Source organism: Pseudomonas sp. CFBP 5748, from assembly GCF_053850495.1.
Genome location: NZ_JBSPTN010000003.1, coordinates 412,614 through 431,204 on the forward strand (window position 1 = coordinate 412,614; position 18,591 = coordinate 431,204).

General features: G+C 57.7%; 18 protein-coding genes and 1 tRNA gene. 12 read left to right on the top strand and 7 right to left on the bottom strand.

The window, feature by feature from the left end; all coding sequences use genetic code 11:
- The first annotated feature begins 43 nt into the window (after positions 1–43).
- From ACWNZ1_RS09325 to ACWNZ1_RS09335, 3 genes are all read left to right on the top strand, one after another.
- The gene (locus ACWNZ1_RS09325; protein WP_456027581.1) at positions 44–2,467 is read left to right on the top strand and encodes an autotransporter family protein; all 2,424 of its coding nucleotides are present in this window, start codon (positions 44–46) and stop codon (positions 2,465–2,467) included.
- Between the two features lie 275 nt (positions 2,468–2,742).
- Entirely contained in the window at positions 2,743–3,657 is a 915-nt protein-coding gene (locus tag ACWNZ1_RS09330) for an autotransporter domain-containing protein (protein WP_265072081.1), read from the top strand.
- A 177-nt stretch (positions 3,658–3,834) separates the two neighbouring features.
- A complete protein-coding gene (locus ACWNZ1_RS09335; protein WP_135845634.1) occupies positions 3,835–5,460 on the top strand; it encodes an NADP-dependent glyceraldehyde-3-phosphate dehydrogenase in 1,626 nt (541 codons plus the stop codon).
- Positions 5,461–5,478: 18 nt separating this feature from the next.
- Here ACWNZ1_RS09335 and ACWNZ1_RS09340 read toward each other — a convergent pair whose 3' ends face one another.
- Positions 5,479–6,372 (bottom strand): DMT family transporter, encoded by an 894-nt coding sequence (locus ACWNZ1_RS09340; RefSeq protein ID WP_135845635.1) that lies wholly within the window; start codon positions 6,370–6,372, stop codon positions 5,479–5,481.
- A gap of 134 nt (positions 6,373–6,506) precedes the next feature.
- Here ACWNZ1_RS09340 and ACWNZ1_RS09345 point away from each other — a divergent pair, with 134 nt between their 5' ends.
- Entirely contained in the window at positions 6,507–6,944 is a 438-nt protein-coding gene (locus ACWNZ1_RS09345) for an Lrp/AsnC family transcriptional regulator (RefSeq protein ID WP_135845636.1), read from the top strand.
- A gap of 42 nt (positions 6,945–6,986) precedes the next feature.
- Here ACWNZ1_RS09345 and ACWNZ1_RS09350 read toward each other — a convergent pair whose 3' ends face one another.
- Positions 6,987–8,342, bottom strand: coding sequence for a hypothetical protein (locus ACWNZ1_RS09350; protein ID WP_256452958.1), 1,356 nt, complete (start codon positions 8,340–8,342; stop codon positions 6,987–6,989).
- A gap of 401 nt (positions 8,343–8,743) precedes the next feature.
- A complete protein-coding gene (locus tag ACWNZ1_RS09355; protein ID WP_122564621.1) occupies positions 8,744–9,415 on the bottom strand; it encodes a Bax inhibitor-1/YccA family protein in 672 nt (223 codons plus the stop codon).
- 124 nt (positions 9,416–9,539) lie between these two features.
- Here ACWNZ1_RS09355 and ACWNZ1_RS09360 point away from each other — a divergent pair.
- From ACWNZ1_RS09360 to ACWNZ1_RS09370, 3 genes are all read left to right on the top strand, one after another.
- Positions 9,540–9,627: transfer RNA gene (locus tag ACWNZ1_RS09360), tRNA-Ser, on the top strand.
- Positions 9,628–9,756: 129 nt separating this feature from the next.
- Positions 9,757–10,617 carry a prohibitin family protein gene (locus ACWNZ1_RS09365; protein ID WP_135845638.1) on the top strand — a complete coding sequence of 287 codons (861 nt, stop codon included), beginning with the start codon at positions 9,757–9,759 and terminating at the stop codon, positions 10,615–10,617.
- 279 nt (positions 10,618–10,896) lie between these two features.
- On the top strand, positions 10,897–12,693 hold the full coding sequence (locus ACWNZ1_RS09370) for a DAHL domain-containing protein (RefSeq protein WP_256452959.1): 1,797 nt from the start codon (positions 10,897–10,899) through the stop codon (positions 12,691–12,693).
- A 38-nt stretch (positions 12,694–12,731) separates the two neighbouring features.
- On the opposite strand, the gene ACWNZ1_RS09375 is transcribed toward ACWNZ1_RS09370, so the two are convergent.
- Positions 12,732–13,631, bottom strand: a complete 900-nt coding sequence (locus tag ACWNZ1_RS09375) for a polysaccharide deacetylase family protein (protein WP_256452960.1) — start codon at positions 13,629–13,631, stop codon at positions 12,732–12,734.
- A gap of 216 nt (positions 13,632–13,847) precedes the next feature.
- Here ACWNZ1_RS09375 and ACWNZ1_RS09380 point away from each other — a divergent pair, with 216 nt between their 5' ends.
- Both ACWNZ1_RS09380 and ACWNZ1_RS09385 read left to right on the top strand, forming a co-directional pair.
- On the top strand, positions 13,848–14,102 hold the full coding sequence (locus ACWNZ1_RS09380) for a DUF6555 family protein (protein ID WP_025213787.1): 255 nt from the start codon (positions 13,848–13,850) through the stop codon (positions 14,100–14,102).
- 171 nt (positions 14,103–14,273) lie between these two features.
- On the top strand, positions 14,274–14,504 hold the full coding sequence (locus tag ACWNZ1_RS09385; protein ID WP_135845641.1) for a hypothetical protein: 231 nt from the start codon (positions 14,274–14,276) through the stop codon (positions 14,502–14,504).
- A gap of 189 nt (positions 14,505–14,693) precedes the next feature.
- On the opposite strand, the gene ACWNZ1_RS09390 is transcribed toward ACWNZ1_RS09385, so the two are convergent.
- Positions 14,694–14,879 (bottom strand): hypothetical protein, encoded by a 186-nt coding sequence (locus ACWNZ1_RS09390; protein ID WP_135845642.1) that lies wholly within the window; start codon positions 14,877–14,879, stop codon positions 14,694–14,696.
- Between the two features lie 284 nt (positions 14,880–15,163).
- On the opposite strand from ACWNZ1_RS09390, the gene ACWNZ1_RS09395 reads away from it, so the two are divergent.
- Entirely contained in the window at positions 15,164–15,526 is a 363-nt protein-coding gene (locus ACWNZ1_RS09395) for an NUDIX hydrolase (RefSeq protein ID WP_135845643.1), read from the top strand.
- A gap of 180 nt (positions 15,527–15,706) precedes the next feature.
- Here the strand turns inward: ACWNZ1_RS09395 and ACWNZ1_RS09400 are convergent, their stop codons facing one another.
- Together ACWNZ1_RS09400 and ACWNZ1_RS09405 are read right to left on the bottom strand one after the other, a co-directional pair.
- A complete protein-coding gene (locus ACWNZ1_RS09400) occupies positions 15,707–16,174 on the bottom strand; it encodes a hypothetical protein (RefSeq protein ID WP_135848008.1) in 468 nt (155 codons plus the stop codon).
- Positions 16,175–16,436: 262 nt separating this feature from the next.
- Positions 16,437–16,979, bottom strand: coding sequence for a TetR/AcrR family transcriptional regulator (locus ACWNZ1_RS09405; RefSeq protein ID WP_135845644.1), 543 nt, complete (start codon positions 16,977–16,979; stop codon positions 16,437–16,439).
- Positions 16,980–17,105: 126 nt separating this feature from the next.
- Here ACWNZ1_RS09405 and ACWNZ1_RS09410 point away from each other — a divergent pair, with 126 nt between their 5' ends.
- Together ACWNZ1_RS09410 and ACWNZ1_RS09415 are read left to right on the top strand one after the other, a co-directional pair.
- On the top strand, positions 17,106–17,726 hold the full coding sequence (locus ACWNZ1_RS09410; RefSeq protein WP_135845645.1) for a DJ-1/PfpI family protein: 621 nt from the start codon (positions 17,106–17,108) through the stop codon (positions 17,724–17,726).
- A gap of 80 nt (positions 17,727–17,806) precedes the next feature.
- Positions 17,807–18,340, top strand: coding sequence for a DUF2867 domain-containing protein (locus tag ACWNZ1_RS09415; RefSeq protein WP_135845646.1), 534 nt, complete (start codon positions 17,807–17,809; stop codon positions 18,338–18,340).
- Positions 18,341–18,591: the final 251 nt, after the last annotated feature.

Here is an 18,591-nt window from a genome sequence, read left to right on the forward strand (position 1 = left end):
CTGAATCCGGCATACCACGGATGCCGAAGCAGAGGGATAGCACATGAACTTGCGCGAGCATGGATTCAATCGGCTGTTCAACGCCCTATGGGTATCGGCCCCCTTCCTCCTACCTGTCCCGTCTGCCCTGGCGGCTTGCACGTTGACGCCAACCGCTGGCAATGACACCTATGTCTGCGACAGTGGCACCAGCCCCGGGCTGACGGATCTTTCAGGCAATAACCGCCTGACGATGCCGGCCAATGGTGGCGGCGTCATTCAGGGTGACGTCACTTTTGGCGCCGGAGTCGACAGGATCGAGATTAACGCCAACGGTGTGATTCAGGGCGACGTACAACAAGGCTCCGGCATTGACGATTTCGTCATGAATGGCGGCACCATCGAGTCACTGGCCCAAGGCGACGGCCTCGATACATTTTTCATGACTGGCGGCACCATTATCGGAGCGTTCGAAGACGGCGATGAAGCCAAAATGACCGGTGGCACCATTGGTAGGGTCGACATGAAACTCGACGACAACATTTTCGATATGTCCGGCGGGCAGATTCTCGGCAATTTGGTGACCGGTTTTGGCCAGGACACCATTACCCTGTCCGCAGGACGCATCGGCGGTAACGTGAGTGTCAGCGGCGGCAACGACAGTATTACCGTGAGCGGTGGCGAAATCGTCGGCGAGGTCCGTAGCAGTTTCGGCGATGACCAACTGCAGTGGAGCGGCGGCCTGATTCGCTCGGCCATTTTGATGGGTGAAGGCAACGACACGGCGCTGCTGAGCAGCCTCGATGAAACCGTGCTCGCCACCACACCCAGCCTGGATGGCGGGTTGGGCCAGGACGTTTTGAGCTTCGAAGGCACGACCTCCGGCACCGGCTCCCGCTACATCAACTGGGAAACGGTCAACCTCACCCAAGGCTCGCGCCTGGACCTCAATGACACGCTGACATTGGGCGACAGTGCCACCGCCACCGGGACACTCAACATCGAAAGCGGTAGCACGCTGACGGCGACCCAAGGCGTCATTGCCCCTTTTACTGCCGGTCAACTGGCGACGCTCAACAACGCCGGCACGGTTGACCTCAGCGCCGACAACAGCCGCACCGACGATACCCTCACCGTCCAGGGCAATTACGTCGGCAACAATGGCCAGTTGCGCCTGCAAACGGTACTCGGCACCGACGACTCCCCCAGCGATAAACTGGTGGTCAATGGCGCAACGCTCACCGGCAGTACCGCCATCACGGTCACCAACCTGAACGGCGCGGGCGCCTTGACCACCCAGGACGGCATCGAACTGGTCCAGGCACAAGGCGGGGCTGTCAGCGACAGCGGTGCTTTTTCACTGGCCCAAGCGGTCTCGGCCGGCGCATTCGACTACCGCTTGTTCAAGGGCGGTGTGACCGGCAATGAAAACAACTGGTACCTGCGCTCCACCGTGGTAGCAGGCCCGATAGCGGCGCCCAGTCCGACATTGCCTGCTCTACCTGTCGCGGTGCCCGGTGCCGCGCCGATTCCGTTGTATCGCCCGGAAGTGCCGACCTGGTCGGTGTTGCCTCCTGCTGCGGCGCAACTGACGCTGATGGCCCTGGGCACGTTCCATGACCGCCAGGGTGACCAGCGCTTGCTCACGGAGACCGGGGCATTCGCCGCGGGTTGGGGCCGGGTCTATGGCAAGGATCTGGATCAGACCTGGGCCGGCACCGTAACCCCGCGCCTGGACGGCTCCATCAAGGGCTTTCAAGTAGGCAACGATCTGTACAGCTCGGCGCTGTCCGGCGGCCAGACCCAACGCCTCGGCTTCTTCGTCGGCCATACCGAACTCAATGGCGATGTCAAAGGTTTCAACCTGGGCTTCCAAGGTCGGCACGCCGGCAAGATAGAACTCGACGGCGACAGTTTCGGGCTGTACTGGACCCTCATCGATCCCTCCGGTGGCTACGTCGACACAGTGATGATGGGCACACGGCTGAATGGCGACAACCGTTCCGAACGCGGGGTAAAAATCGACAATCGCGGGCACGCCTTGACCTTATCGGCGGAGGCTGGTTATCCCTTCGCCATGGCCGCCAACTGGGTCCTCGAACCCCAGGTCCAAATCATCCATCAGAAAGTGTCCCTGGACACCCAGGATGACGGGATCTCCAGGGTCGAGTTCGATTCCGACAGTGCCTGGACTGGCCGCCTCGGCGCTCGCCTCAAGGGCCGCTATCAGGTCAGCGGCATACCCGTGGAACCGTATCTGCGTGCCAACCTCTGGCACACTTTTTCCGGCACCGATGCGGTGACGTTCGACAATGTCCAAAGGATCGAAACTCAACAGCGCGCCTCCACTGGCGAACTGGGTATTGGTGTCATCGTGAGCCTGGCCCCCACGGTCAACGTCTACGCCGGGGCGGACTACAGCAACAACCTCGACAGCAATCAGCAGCGCAGTCTGGCCGGCAAACTCGGCATAAGGATCAGCTGGTAAACCTACAACCATTAAAAAATAAATAAAATACGATATAAAACATCAAGTTATACATCCTGATTAAACATTGCCATTCATCGTCCATTTTCTTGACGCAACGGCATCGATCCTCTTGACTACAACGTACTACCCCCGGAAATACAGTCAGGGGCAGGCCTCTGGAACCCGCTACAACGGGCCGCCAGAGGCTTGCCTCAATCCATTCGGTCGCCCCTCATTCGGGGTAGGAGAGACGCCAAAAGCGAGAAACGCATGCGATTGCAAGGCAGGCCCCCATGAAAACCTCCCTCCGCCCACAAGAGATCACCACCACTTTTTACACCGTCTCGACGTCGTTGCTGCTTCTTTCGTCCATGGAGGTTCAGGCCTGGCCTGTCGAAGAGACGTCGCAACCCTGGTACGGTCGAACATCGCAGGACAGCCAGAATGCCGCGGTCAGCGGCACTGACGTGGCATCGAACAAAAGCCCCGCCCTATTCACACTGCGCAACGACAGCGGGCACACCCAGCGTATGGGTCTGATCAGTGGACAAAACCAAATCATCTCCAACGCCGGTGGCGTGCTGGTGACGCCAGCCATGGCCGAACCGGGAAAAGACGCGTTGAACCTGCAGGGCCCTAACCTGGGTGCCTACTGGAGCCTGACCGGACCCACCGGCTGGCACGTGGACCTGAGCGCCAGCGGTGGGCGGGTCAACGGCTACGGCCGAACCGAACAAGGCCAGCGCCAGGCTGCCGAAGGCAACGCTGTGACGCTGTCGGTCGAAGGTGGCTTTCCGATCGGCATCAGCACCCACTGGGTGGTCGAACCCCAGGCGCAATTGATCAACCAGCGCGTCACCCTCGAAACACCGAATGCCGAGAGCGGCACCCGTAATGAACTGAACACCTGGAGCGGTCGCGTTGGCGCACGCCTCAAAGGTAATTACCAGGTCAACGGCCTGGGCGTGGAGCCCTACGTGCGAACCAACCTGTGGCATACCGTCCAGAACAACGACACCTTGACCCTGGACAAGGTCGACAAGATCAGCAGCAGCCGCAAATCTTCCACCGTCGAAGTTGGCCTGGGCCTGGTGGCCCGGGTCACGCCGCTGGTAAGCCTGTATGTCAGCGCCGACTACAGCAGTGATGTCGACGACAACGATTTGAACGGCATCATTACCAGCATGGGTGTGCGGATGCGCTGGTAAAACCCTGCCAAGGCGGGTCGGCACAACGTGCTGCCGGCCCATCGGGCTGCTCGGTTAAAATTCCCGTCACCTGCCCATGCCACTTAAAAAAAACCTCCATTAAGGCGTATAACGCTAAAAGCGCTTTACGCCTGCAAGCCGTTTGCCCATGGCTCATTTCATTGATGGAGTAACGACATGACCACAGCCCCTCTCCTCGCCAAGCTGTTTCCCAGTGCTGCCGAGATCCCGGATGCCTACCGCCTCGAGGGTCAGATCGAACAACGCGAGTACCTGGTCGATGGCGTCCTGGAAACCTGGCAAGGGCCGCTGGCCACGGTGCGCAGCCCGGTGTACCTGGCCGGCCCTCATGGCGATGAGCAAGTGATTCTTGGCAGTACGCCGCTGCTCGATGCCGAAACAGCCCTCACCGCCCTGGATGCGGCCGTCCGGGCCTATGATCGCGGCCAAGGCCAGTGGCCAACCATGCGCGTCGCCGAGCGTATCCGTCATGTGGAAACCTTCCTGGCACGCATGCGCGAGCAACGCGAAGCGGTGGTCAAGTTACTGATGTGGGAAATCGGCAAGAACCTCAAGGACTCCCAGAAGGAGTTCGACCGTACCTGCGACTACATCGTCGACACCATCAATGCCCTCAAGGAACTGGACCGGCGCTCCAGCCGCTTCGAACTCGAACAAGATACCCTCGGGCAGATCCGCCGCGTGCCCCTGGGCGTAGCCTTGTGCATGGGGCCCTACAACTATCCATTGAACGAAACCTTCACCACGTTGATTCCCGCCTTGATCATGGGTAACACCGTGGTGTTCAAGCCGGCCAAACTCGGGGTCCTGCTGATTCGTCCGTTGCTGGAGGCCTTCCGCGACAGCTTCCCGGCAGGCGTGATCAATGTGATTTACGGCAGCGGCCGGGAAACCGTCAGCGCGCTGATGGCCAGCGGCAAGATCGACATCTTCGCCTTCATCGGTACCAACAAGGCCGCCAGTGACCTGAAGAAACTCCACCCGCGCCCACACCGTTTGCGTGCTGCCCTGGGCCTGGACGCGAAGAACCCCGGGCTGGTGCTGCGGGACGTCGACCTCGACAACGCCGTCAGCGAGGCGCTGACCGGCTCGTTGTCATTCAACGGCCAGCGCTGCACGGCGTTGAAAATCCTGTTTGTCCATGAAGATGTGGCACCGGCGTTCATCGAAAAATTCAATGCCCGGCTCGCGGCCCTGAAACCCGGCATGCCGTGGGAAGACGGCGTGGCGCTGACGCCGTTGCCGGAGGCAGGCAAGGCCGACTATCTGCACTCGCTGGTGGCCGATGCGCTCGCCAAAGGCGCAGCGGTGACCAATGCCCACGGTGGCGAATCCCGCAGCTCGTTCTTCTACCCGGCCGTGCTCTATCCGGTGAATACCGCGATGCGGGTCTACCACGAAGAACAATTTGGCCCGGTCGTCCCCATCGTGCCGTACCGCGACCTCAATACCGTGGTCGATTACGTGCTCGAATCCGACTTCGGCCAACAGCTGAGTATTTTCGGCACCAATCCGGCCGAAGTCGGCAAGCTGGTGGACACCTTCGCCAACCAGGTCGGGCGCATCAACATCAACGCCCAGTGCCAGCGTGGCCCCGACACCTTCCCGTTCAACGGCCGGAAAAACTCCGCCGAGGGCACCTTGTCCGTGCACGATGCCCTGCGTACTTTTTCGATCCGCACCCTGGTGGCAACCAAGTTCCAGGACAACAACAAGGCGCTGATCAGCGACATCATCCGCGACCGGGACTCGAACTTCCTGAGTACCGACTACATTTTCTGAACCACGCCGAACGGTGGGCTACGACAGGGCTGGGCGACGCAACTTGATGCCCCAGCCCTGTTGCATACCCGCCGCCGCCAACAGGATCGCCGCCACCCCCAGCCATTGCAGCGGCTCGAGGCGATGACCGAAGGCAAACCAATCGACGAAGATCGCCGCAATCGGATAAATGAACGACAGCGCGCCGGTGAGCGCAGTCGGCAATCGTTGAATCGCGCTGTACAACAACACGTACATCACGCCGGTGTGCACCATGCCCAGGGTCAGCAGGCTGGCCCACGCTTCGGCGTGTTGCGGCAGCGCAGAGAAGTTTGCCCAGGGCGCCAACAGCAATACACCGGTGCTGACCTGAATCAGCGCGATCAGATGCGGCGGCGTGCCGGTCAGGCGCTTGATGATCAGCGCCGCGATGGCATACAGCAATGCTGCGCCCAGCGCCAACGCGATGCCCAGCAGATAGTCGTCGCCACCCTGCCCTTGCTCACCGTGGGCGCTGACGATTGCCAACATTCCAAGAAACGACACCGCCAGCCAGAGCAGTTTTTGCGCGGTGATCTTTTCCCCGAGGAACAACGCCGCCAGCCCCACCAACATGAACGGTTGAACGTTGTACACCGCCGTACCGATGGCAATCGAAGCGCGGGAGTAAGAGGCAAACAACAACACCCAGTTGCCGACAATCGCCACACCACTGAGCACCGCCAGCAGGAATGTCGTACGCGTCAGGATGCCCGGACGCAAGAAGCCGAAACCGGCGCAGATCAGTAACAAGGTGGCGGCACCGAACACGCAGCGCCAGAACACCACATCCAGCACCGGCAGGCCCGAGACCAGCACGAACCAGCCGATGGTTCCGGAAATCAGCATGGCGGCCGTCATTTCGAGCGAACCGCGGCGTAGGGTCTTGTCCATCTTCAGGCTCCTTCAGCAAGTGAGGCACAGTATGCCGAGCCGGCGGGAGGCTTCTCCATGGCTTGAAAAAGGCTAAACTGGCTTTCGACCTTTTTTATCAAGGCAACTTCGAGCATTCACCTAACGGAGCCGAAATGACTGACGACATCGACCAGATCCTCATCAGTGCCCTGATGGAAGACTCCCGGCGCTCCCTCAAGGCCCTGGCAAACCTCAGTGGCCTGTCGTCCCCCAGCGTCGCCGAACGACTTCGCCGGCTCGAAGAGCGCGGCGTACTCAGGGGCTACACCGTGGAGGTGGACCCGAAGTGCTTTGGCTATCAACTCCAGGCCATTGTGCGAATTCGCCCGCTACCGGGGCAGTTGCAGGAAGTGGAACGGCAGATCCAGGCCATCGCTGAATTTACCGAATGCGACAAGGTGACCGGTGACGACTGCTTCATCGCCCGGCTGCACGTGCGCTCGATGGAACAGCTGGACACGCTGCTGGACAGGCTCAATGTCCTGGCCGAGACCAATACGGCTATCGTCAAGAAGACGCCAGTCAAGCGGCGCTTGCCACCGATGGCGTGAGTTGGATCCGGCCTCGGTGTGTATCCGAGGCCGGAGGGTACGCTACTCCAGGTCTTCCAGTTCAGGGCTGCGTTGGACTTTTTGCACCTCTTGCTCAGGTGCATTGCTCGCTTTCATCAGCTTAAGTGTCTGTATTTTGGCGCAAGCATTGATGCCGTCCGCATAGATTCCGCTGTGGTTGCATTTCCAGTCGTAGAAGTTGGCCAGGGCGCCGGACAATTGCAGGCTGTAGTCGGTGCTCTGGGTGCCTGGGGTAAAGGGTTGACCCGCCGGAATGTTCTGGAACCACTTCATCCAGATATCACCACCAACGGGTGGCGGACTGGCCTGGAAGGTTGGGTTCATAATCGCCAGTTGTTGGTACTCAGCGGTCATGTGGCAACTCAGGCAGGAAGCCTGGGGGTTGTCCACGGGACCATTGAGGCGCCCGTTCCAACCCAGATGGGTCGGTGGCAGCTCTTTGGTATTGGCATTGATGGCGGTCTGCTTGAGCGCACGGTTGATTTTGGTTTCAGTGGGTGTCGGGTTGGTGAAATTGTTGCCGGTCTCTTTCGGATCGTTCCCCCACATGATCCCCACGGGCACCAGATTGTCCCAGCCCGGCTTACCGGTTACGGCACCGTTGTATTGGAAGGTGCCAAACAGCCAACCGGTATCTTTCACACGGGTATCCCGTACCGCGATGTCCATCTGAATCAATGCAACCTTGGTGACCTGGCGTTTTGTCGAGTAGAAGTCCGTGGTGGTGTAAGCACTCCAGAGCACTGGATTGACCAGGAACGGCACCGTACTGACGTCGATGTCGGCAAACAGCGCCTTGCACACCACCGTGCCGTTCGGAAAGCTTTTAGGGCTTGATGTATAGCTTGGGTCAGGATTCTGCGGGTCCTTCCAGACCTGACCAATGGTGTAGGCGCCTATATCGTTATAAATGCCCACGGCATAAGTCTGGCCGCTCCCGGTTTGCGTACTCGCCAATTGAGACGGCTGGATTGGCGCCTCCTTGGTGAGCCCGTGAAAACCTTCACGTCCGTAGGGGCCGTAATGCTGCCAAGGCATGTGATACCACTGACGAACCTTGTTTTTCTGCACATTCCAGTTGACCTCCGTATTGCCCTCCAAGCAGTACTTTTTCACCTCGTTCATATAGCTGCGCCAGGTTTCAAAATCGTTGTTGAAATTGGCGGGCAGTTGCTTGAAGAACGCCGGCATCGAAGAAGAGCCCGGCGCCACGGTGGGATAGTCCTGGCTGAGACGGAAAAGTTGAGTTCCGCCGGGGTACGCGGTCTTGGGCGGAGCAAAACCGAAATCCGGGAAGGTTCCAGCGTTGGCGCCAGCCATGCACAACGCGCCTGTCAGGGCCAGCAGTGCAGCGATCTTTCCTTGGGGGTGGTTCATCAATATCTCCTTATAGGGAGAACGCCTGCCGTCCCATCGGATTGCTGACCGATGCGCAGGGCCTCCTTCTGTTATCAGGCTGCGGCAAAATGCCTAGCCCGCTCACGGTCCGCGTTCAGTGATGTGATGCACCTCCTTGGTGCCCGGAAAACGGGCACGACCAGACAAGGCCGGGTAGCCAAATGCGTACGGTATGGGGGGGGTTGTGGCGAGATTTCGCGCAGTCACTGATCGATCCACTTCATGCCGCCCCTGGCAATGCATTCCCTAGCCATAGGTGTAGATCATTTGTGCAAAGGTGCCATCACGTTTAAGGCTTTTTGCGGGCCATTGGCCACAGCACCAAAACGCAGGCGAAAAAAAGCCCGCCGAAGCGGGCTTTTCGTTCATCGCGAATGCAATCAGTCGTCGCGGCCCATCAGGCCGAACAGCTGCAGCAGGCTGACGAACAGGTTGTAGATCGACACATACAGGCTGACGGTCGCCATGATGTAGTTGCGCTCGCCGCCGTGGATGATGGCGCTGGTCTGGTACAGGATGCAGACCGACGAGAACAGCACGAAGCCGGCGCTGATCGCCAGTTGCAGGCCGCTGATCTGGAAGAAGAAGCTGGCCAGCACCGCGCCCATCAACACGAAGAAACCGGCGGTGATGAAGCCACCCAGGAAGCTCATGTCCTTGCGGGAGATCAGCACATAGGCCGACAGACCACCGAACACCAGTGCGGTCATGGCGAACGCCGAGCTGACCACTTCGGCACCACCCTGCATCTGCAGGTAACGGTTGAGAATCGGGCCGAGCAGGAAACCCATGAAACCGGTCAGGGCGAAGGTCGATACCAGGCCCCAGGCCGAATCACGGAGCTTGTTGGTGAGGAAGAAAAGACCGTAGAAACCGATCAGCACGACGAAGATGTTCGGGTAACCCACGCGCATCTGTTGTGCGACGTAGGCCATCACACCGCTGAAAGCGAGCGTGAGGGCCAGCAGGCCATAAGTGTTGCGCAGGACGCGGCTAACCTCTAGCTGCTCAGCCTGCACGCTGTTGTTCACTGCGTAATCCTGTTCGCGCATGGCGACACTCCTCCGGTTTTGAAACATTCAGTGGCAAGGATCATAACAGACGCTCTGTAACAAGCTACGTAGAGAGTTTGACAGTGTGTTTCATTCGGGTATTATGGCGCCCGCAACGCAATACGGAGGTGTGGCCGAGTGGTTTAAGGCAACGGTCTTGAAAACCGTCGACTGTAACAGGTCCATGAGTTCGAATCCCATCGCCTCCGCCATTTTCTTACGTTAAAGCCCTGATTATTCAGGGCTTTTTCGTGTCTGGCGCTCAGAAAGAATGCCCGCTTCGGTTTCAACATAGGTGCATGGCTATGGCAAAACCTACCCCTCCACTCAAGGAAAGAAACGTGACCAGTAAAACCATCGGATCTCTAGTGGCGGCACTCACAGGCATCGTCCTGTTGTTTGTCTTCTTTGGCAGTTGGTACACGGTCGACGAAACCGAACGCGGTGTTCTGCTGCGCAACGGTGCGCTGGTCGGGGTGGTGGAGCCAGGGCTGTCCTTCAAGACGCCGTTCATCGAGTCGGTACGCCTGATCAGCGTACAAAGCCAGGTTACGGCTTATGAAGACCTCCAGGCCTACAGCAAGGACCAACAGTCCGCGCAGCTCAAGGTATCGGTGTCCTGGCACATCGCGCCTTCCGATGTGGCGAAGGTCTACACCCAGTTCAAGGACCTTGAAGGCATCCGCGACCGGATGATCAGCCGCCAAGTGCCGACCCAGGTCGAAAACGTGTTCGGCAAGTTCAACGCCGTGGCCGCCGTGCAGAACCGTGTTCAGCTGGTCAACGATATTTCGACCGCTATCAAGGCGACCATCACCGGGCCGGTAATCATCGACAGCGTCCAAGTCGAAAACATCGACTTCAGTGACGCTTATGAGAAAGCCATCGAAGCGCGCATGGCGGCCGAAGTACAGGTTAAAACCCGTGAGCAGCAACTGGCGACCGAGCAGGTTCAAGCCCAGATTCGCGTGACCCAGGCCCAGGCGGAAGCCGACTCGCAAGTTGCGCAGGCCAAGGCAGACGCACTGGCCACTGAATTGCGTGGCAAGGCCGAAGCAGAAGCGATCAAGGCTCGCGCCCAGGCCCTGGCCAGTAACCAGAACCTGGTAGAGCTCACCAAAGCCGAACGCTGGAATGGTGTATTACCCACCACCGTGCTGCCGAACGGCGCCCTGCCCTTCATTGACATCAAGAACCAGTAAGCCCTTACCGGCGCGGCCAGTCCTGGCCGCGCTCGTCCGTCGTCTCGGCCCTTGCGGTCAATGACATCGACCTGTCTCGTTAACGCTACACTGACCTCACTGACGACCCCCGACGTTCACCGTTAGCAGGGAGCTCAACGTGTACCCAGGCAAAAGCACAGCGACGCAACTGTCGATACGACAACTACATCTTCACCCCCGCGATTACCGCCTTGAGCAGTCCTCCCCACTCGGAAATTCACCTATACCCTCGATAGCTGCTCTGCACAGGAGAACGGCGTGAGCACCCTTATCAAAAAATATAAATGGCCGGCCTTACTGGCTGTCGCGCTGATTGTCTTTTCCGCACTGATATTCTTTTTGATCAAGTCATACACCTACGACTCTTCGACCTACTTCGAATCACGCGACTTCATTCGTCAGCTCAAACAATCGGATGCGAACTGGAGCGTCAAGATCCTGAGGAAAAAGATCGGCCTCAACAACAACCTGTCGCTGGCCCCACCGCTTGAAGCGAATAGCCGATGGGAGCAGTTGGAGCGACTCAATAACGCAGGGCCCCTGGCGGCGCTTTGGGCGTCCAGGCGCCAGGGCTATGTGGATGCGGTCAAGAACAAGACCCTGCTGGTCGAGCAATTCCAGCAACACAACGCCAATCTGCGCACATCCCTGGATGCGCTGCCGCTTGTCGAAGACCAGATTCAAACGTTGCTCAAGGACATGAACATCGAAAGCCCTACGCAGCGCCTGACCGCGGCGTCGAATATTCTTGAGCTGACACTGACCACCCTGGAATACACCCTCTATGTGACGTCAAGCAAAGCCAAGGAAGTGCAAAGCCAACTGGATGAGTTTGAGCAATACATTGCCCAGTTGCCTGCCGCCCATCAGCCACCCTTCATCATCCTGACCCAGCACATCAAGACCATTATCCAGGAACAACCGATCGTCAATGATCTGCTTGACCGCATCAGCGTGATTCCGGTCGCCCAGGAACTGGACAACATCACTGAGCTGCTGAACGAGACACAGCGCAGGACCGCCGCAACGGATCGTCAATATCATATCTATCTGGCCGTGTGTGCCAGCCTGATGGCGCTTTTCATGATCTACCTGGCAGTGCGGTTGGTGCGCAGCTACTCCGTCATCAACCAGATCAACCACGAACTGCAATCGTCCAATGAGCGGCTCGAGGAGCGAGTGCAAGAGCGTACTCGCGAGCTGATGGAGGCCGAGCGCGAACTGGTAGAGGCTGCACGGATGGCGGGAATGGCCGAGATCGCCACGAATGTGTTGCACAACGTCGGGAATGTGCTCAACAGCGTGAATATTTCCGCGGACCTTGTGACGCGGAAATTGCGCAGCAGCAAGACACAGGGCCTCGCAAAAGCGGTAAAAATGATGAATGAACATGCCGAAGACCTCGGCCAGTTCATCACCTTCGATGAAAAAGGCAAATTATTGCCTCGCTACTTCAACGAGCTGGTCGACTCCATCGCCACCGAACAAGCACAGCTCATCGAAGAACTGGCGCAACTGACCAAAAGCATCGACCACATCAAAGAAATCGTCACCACTCAACAAACCTATGCCGGCGCCGCCAGGCTGATCGAAACGCTCAATATCAGTGACCTGTTCGAAGACGCATTACGCATGAACTCGGGGGCACTCAGTCGGCATCACGTCACCGTCATCAAAGATTATCAGGACGTCCCTACGATCGCTGGCGACAAGCACAGGTTGCTGTTGATCCTGATCAACCTCATCAGTAACGCCAAATTTGCGATGTCTCACGTCAGCGATCATCCGCGGGAAATGACGCTGGGGATCCGGATCCTCGATCAGACGACGTTGTGCCTCAGCGTCAAGGATCGAGGCGAGGGCATTGCGCCCGAGAACCTGGCCCGCATCTTCAACCACGGCTTCACGACTCGTAAGGACGGCCATGGCTTCGGCTTGCACAGCTGCGCCCTGGCCGCGGTTGAAATGCATGGCCGCCTCCACGTTCATAGCGACGGGCCGGGACAGGGAGCCTTGTTCACCTTGGAGATTCCACTGGAGCTGGCACACAGCTAAAGGCCCGTGTCGCCTGACGCCACGCTCGTGGGGCCCTGTCAGTGGGAATCCGAATCCCATAACCAATCCCACAAACCAGGCAGATGCACCGGCTGGGCGGTGTCCTTGACCGTGCGCGCCAGCGCCGCGCGCTCCAGCGCCTGACGGTCATCATAGAAAGGCTTGGCGTCGGTCTTCACCCCCGTAGCTCGCGCAGCGTCGATCAGGATCTGCAGGTATTCCCGGGCATGTCGGGCGGTATAACGATTGAGGTCGTGAAAGGTGACCACCACCGGAATCACCCCATCAACCGCAGGCAACTGCCCCGCAGCGATGCGCTCACGCACTTCCGAGAGCTGGCGCGTCAGGTTGATTCGCCGTCGCGGGCTGACAGTGATACCCCAGACTTTGCCGTCATTGGCGCTCAGGTCAGTCAGCAATACATGCAGACCGTGCTGCTGGTAGGCCGCAAAGGTACGTCTGTTGTAGCTCCAGAACGGCGGCCTCACCAAAGTCGGCGCGGCACCGGTGATCGCGGCAATATCGGCGCTCCCCCTGACGAGTGACTGCTCCAGTTCGTCAGCACTCAAAAAGCGGTGATTGGTGTGCCAATAGGTCGCCGTATGAAAACCCAGTACGTGACCTTCGCGATGCTCACGGTGCATTACCGAGCGTCCGATATCACTGTTACCGGCTCGTAACGCACGGGTCTGGACAAAAAATACCGCCTTGATCCCCGGTTGCACGGGGTTGTGTTCAAGGGCATCCAGCACGTCCAGGCTCGGGTTCCAGAAGGACGATGCGCTGGGCCCGTCATCGAATGTCAGCAGGAAACGGATCGGGGGTTGTGACTGCAGGCTTTGCTCGGTTTTCGGGGTCAATTCGATGGGCGGGCCGATGCATCCCGACACACCGATGGCGAGGACTGCAATAACCAGCGCCCTGACGATGTTTTTCATGTTTTGCCTTAATGTGATGCCGCACTGCCTTGCCTTTAATCCCTGGCCACGGTGTTGAAGCTCACCTTGGAGAAGGTTAACCGGGTTTGGTTCCTGACCGTGAGCACCGACTTGGCTGCTCTGGCTCCTGGTCTGATTTTTGACCGTCTGGATAATCCGATGGAATTTTCCGCCCGCCTCCGCATCCATCCGTATAGAACTAATTAGGGAGGATTTATGGGCGGGCCATCGCTTTACATCATCGACTACGTGCTCCATGGCGAGCCGAAGTCATTCATCATTCGCGCTGAGGTGATGAATAACTCCGAGGCTTGGCATTGGGCCAGTTGCGACGCGGGGGTCGGGCGCATACCGAAATTCGGACGGGAAAAGGTCAAGCGGGTTTCCAAACCCCTTGCTGAAAAATACGGCATTACCGACGTACGCTGGAGAGCGAGCGTCGCGCCGTCCTGGATCAAGGAGTCCGGCTGACTTAAATAACCCAGTTTCCGGCGCACCGGTTGTCCAGCCGGGCGCCGGATTCTTCGACAGAACCGATATAACTCAACTACGCTTAAACGACAGCACGACCCGCCTCTGGCGGGCTTTGTGCTGCCTTATCAACTTTGAATGCAACTCTGAATGTCTGAATGGAGGTGTGACATGTCCGAAAAAGAGTCCATCACCACGCTGCTTACCTTACTCGAATCGCGCCAGGCTAGACTCGCGGCGGCCTGCAAGGAAATCGCCGACTGGGTCGACCACCAGGGCGGGCATCCTACCGCGGTACGCATCCGCGACCGGCTCAACGACATTGATAAAGATGCTCCGTCGATCCAGAGCGCACTGACTTCGCTTAAGCCCATTGAGCGACCATTACCCAAGTTCCGCTAACGTTAGCCAGAGACATCGCTCCCCCTGGGCTCTACCGGCTGGAAAGCCGATGGACCGAGGGCGTTCTTTGCGCCTCGATTTTGATAAGTACCGATGCAAAGAGCCGCAGATGACGGGCGTTCGTTATGGATTAGGTGTAACCGCCCAGCCGTCGTTCAAAGAACTCGCGCCCTGGGGCGCGCGTTGCATCTACAGTCGCTCATTCAGATGAGCAACCCACTGCTCATAGGCTTCATGTTGACGCTGGACCGCTTCTTCCCAGGCTGTCCCGGTCATCTGATGAACACAAATGAGCTTCATCATTTCAGATGTCGCCGCGTCGAGCTCCACCAGGAGCTCGTGGGATTTGATTTTGAAGTCTTCAACGGTGGTCATCTTTTCTCTCCCCAATGCCAGGGGCTGGCCATCCACCCAATGAGCAATGGATTCATTTTTTCCAAGCTGATTCATTCCAGGCGATGACCGGTACTCCGCGCTAGGCCGGTGCTTGGCTTGATAGAACGAGCCTCAAACCAAGAATGAATTCAATCTTTACCCTCTCGTGGCGGTCGTACTGATATGACCTCGGAACAATCGCTTTTTTGAACAAGCTGATGACGCCTGGAACAAATATTGCAGTTATATTTCAATTTAATGACAGTCACTGATTGAGCAAGCCTATGAAAATTCGAGCGACCGTCATCTGCGAAGAGGATCGCCACATCCTGCTGGTCCGCAAAGCCAACAGCCGTTGGACACTGCCAGGGGGTACCGTCGAGCGCGGCGAAACCCATGCTGGGGCTGCACTCAGAGAGCTGGCGGAAGAAACCGGATTGGGCGCCGAAGACCTGCTGTACTTGATGCGGATCAGCGACGGTGAAACCGAACACCACGTGTTCGAAGCCTCGGTCAGTGACTCAAGGGCAGCCAGGCCACAAAATGAAATCAGCGATTGCCTTTGGCATCCGCTGGATGCCATTGCCCAATTGCAGATGAAAAAAGTCACGCGGGAGATTCTCGAGGCGTTTCGGCGGCGGTTGTGAGACATAACTCTCGGCGCCGGCATGAACAATGGAGACAAAAAAGGTTGCATGAGAAATCTCATGCAACCTTTTGTTTTTAACTCACTCGGATCTCGACACCCTTCCCGCCACCCAATAATGCGCACCCAACTCGACCCAGCTTCCATAACGCACCGGGCAAGCCTTTCTGGAGGGGTGGATTCACTTTTTCTTCCAGTCGGTGCTGATCGGATTGATGACCGTATTTTTTTCCTGCGTATAGGTTCCGTTCTGCTGTGCAATCGCCTCGCCGGTATCAACAATGGCGTTTTGGATGAACACGTTTTCCGTATCACCTCGGATAAAGGTCAGCTGGTGATACGCCGTTTTGTTCCCCCAGTCTGCGGAAGGCAGGGAGATAAATTTCACGGTGTACGTCTCATCACTGTGTTGTCCCTGCAAGACATAGACACCGTAATGATTTTCTCCCTGGGAAATGATCTTATACAGCCCATTGCTGTAGTAATAAATTTCCGCATCGGGAAAGGGTTTCTTGTCGTACATTTTTCGATAGTGGAGCACCTGCTTAACCGTCGGCTCGCCGAAGTTCACGGCCAGCGTTTTCCCATCAGGGGACGTCGTTTCCCCTGCGCATACGGCACTGCTACTCATCAAGCCCAACAGGCTCATCGTTGCAACTGTCTTCACTGGATACCTCTTCCTGGGGTTAAAGGATTAGCGCACTGGACAGGTTCTGGAATCCGATAGCCGCAGCATTGCATTGCGCAGCCACCACTGTTGGCCATAACCGCCAGGCCAACTCACCTTGCTAATCTCAACGCCCATTGTAGAGACTCGTGCTGAAAACACCCGCCCTCGCCTGGGATACCGGTTGCCCTGTTACCGTGGACGCGCTTTAAAACATACTCGACCTCAGGTCTCATCTTCGGCACTAGCCGGAGGAAGTGCTCCACATGAAAAAGGCTCGATGCAGGAAACTGTTGAAGCGAGCGGCATCACGCCGTAGCCCTGCCTGTTGACCACCAATCAGGCACAGATGGGCCATCTGACCAATCACTTCTGCTTGGCCTGGCATACGGACCAAACGGCGGCTCGTCTGTATCGCGAAATCCAGTCGCCTTGTGTCAACACGCTGCTGAAACTCACCTACCAACGGATCGTGCAGCGACCAGGCCCGGATGGAGACTTCCCGCCCAGGTTGTTTCTCAGCGGCAATACTCAAGTAGCGTTTCAAGATTTCGCCCGCGCTACGACCCTGCGCCGCATAAGCGAGCATGCGCTCCGTGTAGTCTTCTTCCCAAGCGGCCAGCAAGGTGCGGACGAAGTCTTCGCGATTGCGGAAATGGTGATAGAACGATCCGCGGGTCACATTCAATCGGCGCGATAGACTCTCGGCCGAAACGCCAACATGCCCTATTTGGTCGAGAGCCTCAAAACCAGCCACGATCCAATGGTTACGAGTTAGTTTTCTCACCCGTTATGTCGCTCCCTATTTAGCGCCATACAGGCTGTGTATGGTGCGCAATCGATTGATACGCTGCGAACACCAGCAAAGATGGCCGTTGCGTTCTGCACGCCAGCACTTTTCATGGAGCTCGCCTTGAAGAAAATCGCTCTGATTGCTTTCGACCAATTCACTGATATCGACCTATTCCTGATGTGGGACATTCTAGGCCGCAACACTGAGGACTGGCACGTCCGAATATTGGGTTCTCGCTCTATCGTGCGATCGGCGCACGGCCTGCCTGTTGCGGTGCACGGTCCGCTTTGCGAGGCCAATAGTGCCGACGCGGTCTTGTTCGCCAGCGGCAAGGAAGGGATACCCGCCGCACTTGCCGCCCCAGATTTCCTGCCGTCGTTTGAACTTGACTCCAGACGCCAGCGAATCGGCTCCATATGCGCCGGAGCTTTCATTCTCGAACGGCTTGGGCTGCTCAGCGGCCAAGCGACTACACACCCGGATGCACGATCGAACTTGCAAGCTCTGGGACTTGAATCCGTGGACAAGCCTCTTGTGTCCCAGGGGAACGTTGCAACCGCTGGCGGATGCCTTTCGGCACTCTATCTGGTGGGATGGCTGGTTGAATCCTGGTTCGATGTCGACAAGCGCCGTGCGACGTTGCGCCCTGTTCTGCCCGCTGGGCAGCAAGAGCTCTATGATGCCTTGATCGGGCTCAGCATCCGACAAGGAGAAGTTGGCGCCTCAACAACATCCAGTTAATCCGTGCTCGCGCCATCGCCACAAGAAACGCGACATGGCATGTCGTCTAATTAGTCGTTAGAACTCAGGAGAGATCCCCGATGCCCCGAGAATTTGAGCTCATCATGTCCGTGCCAGTCCCCTCGAGGTCCGGCATCACCCACCTTTACAAGTCGATGAACCTGGCGGACGCTTTTGCAGTTCGGCTCCCTGCGGGCACATCCAGCAATCCAGACTTGCTAGCTCGATTCATCCTTTCCCACCAGCCATCCTGGATCGGATGGCTCCTGAAAGTCCGAGACACTATCGTTGTCTGTTTTGGTCTCAAGACAGCCAAACACTTGGCATCACTTGCTAATCGGATTGGCGTTTTCAAGGTCTACAGCACGAACCAGACTGAAATCGTGTTGGGAGAGGACGACAAGCACCTCGACTTCCGGATATCGATCCTATGTTCTGGAGAGGCAGAGCCAGAAGGCAGTCGCCAACTCGTTTTTTCAACCGTGGTCCACTGCCACAACCGTCTAGGCCGGGCCTACATCTTCGTTATTGCACCCTTTCATCGCTTGGTTGTTAAGGCCAGCCTCCTGCGTGCAGCGCGCATCGGTTGGCCTCTGCAAACGTTAGACCTCTAAGGCTTATTGTAAGCGCACGCCCAACTCACCTTGCGTAAGTCAGGCCTCGGCAGCCGTGCCAGAAAGGTGCCACGGGCGGCAGCGCTTTTGGCCGGCCCGTTCACGCTGACGGGGCCACGCGGGTGCTGGATTTCAACGCAGATGCTCAATGAAGGAGCCAGGAGACGCCCTTAGGCTAGCGGCATATGGAGTGGAATATTTTTGCGGGGCAGAAACGAACAAAGGTTTGCATCAGCTTTCGCTCGCAAACC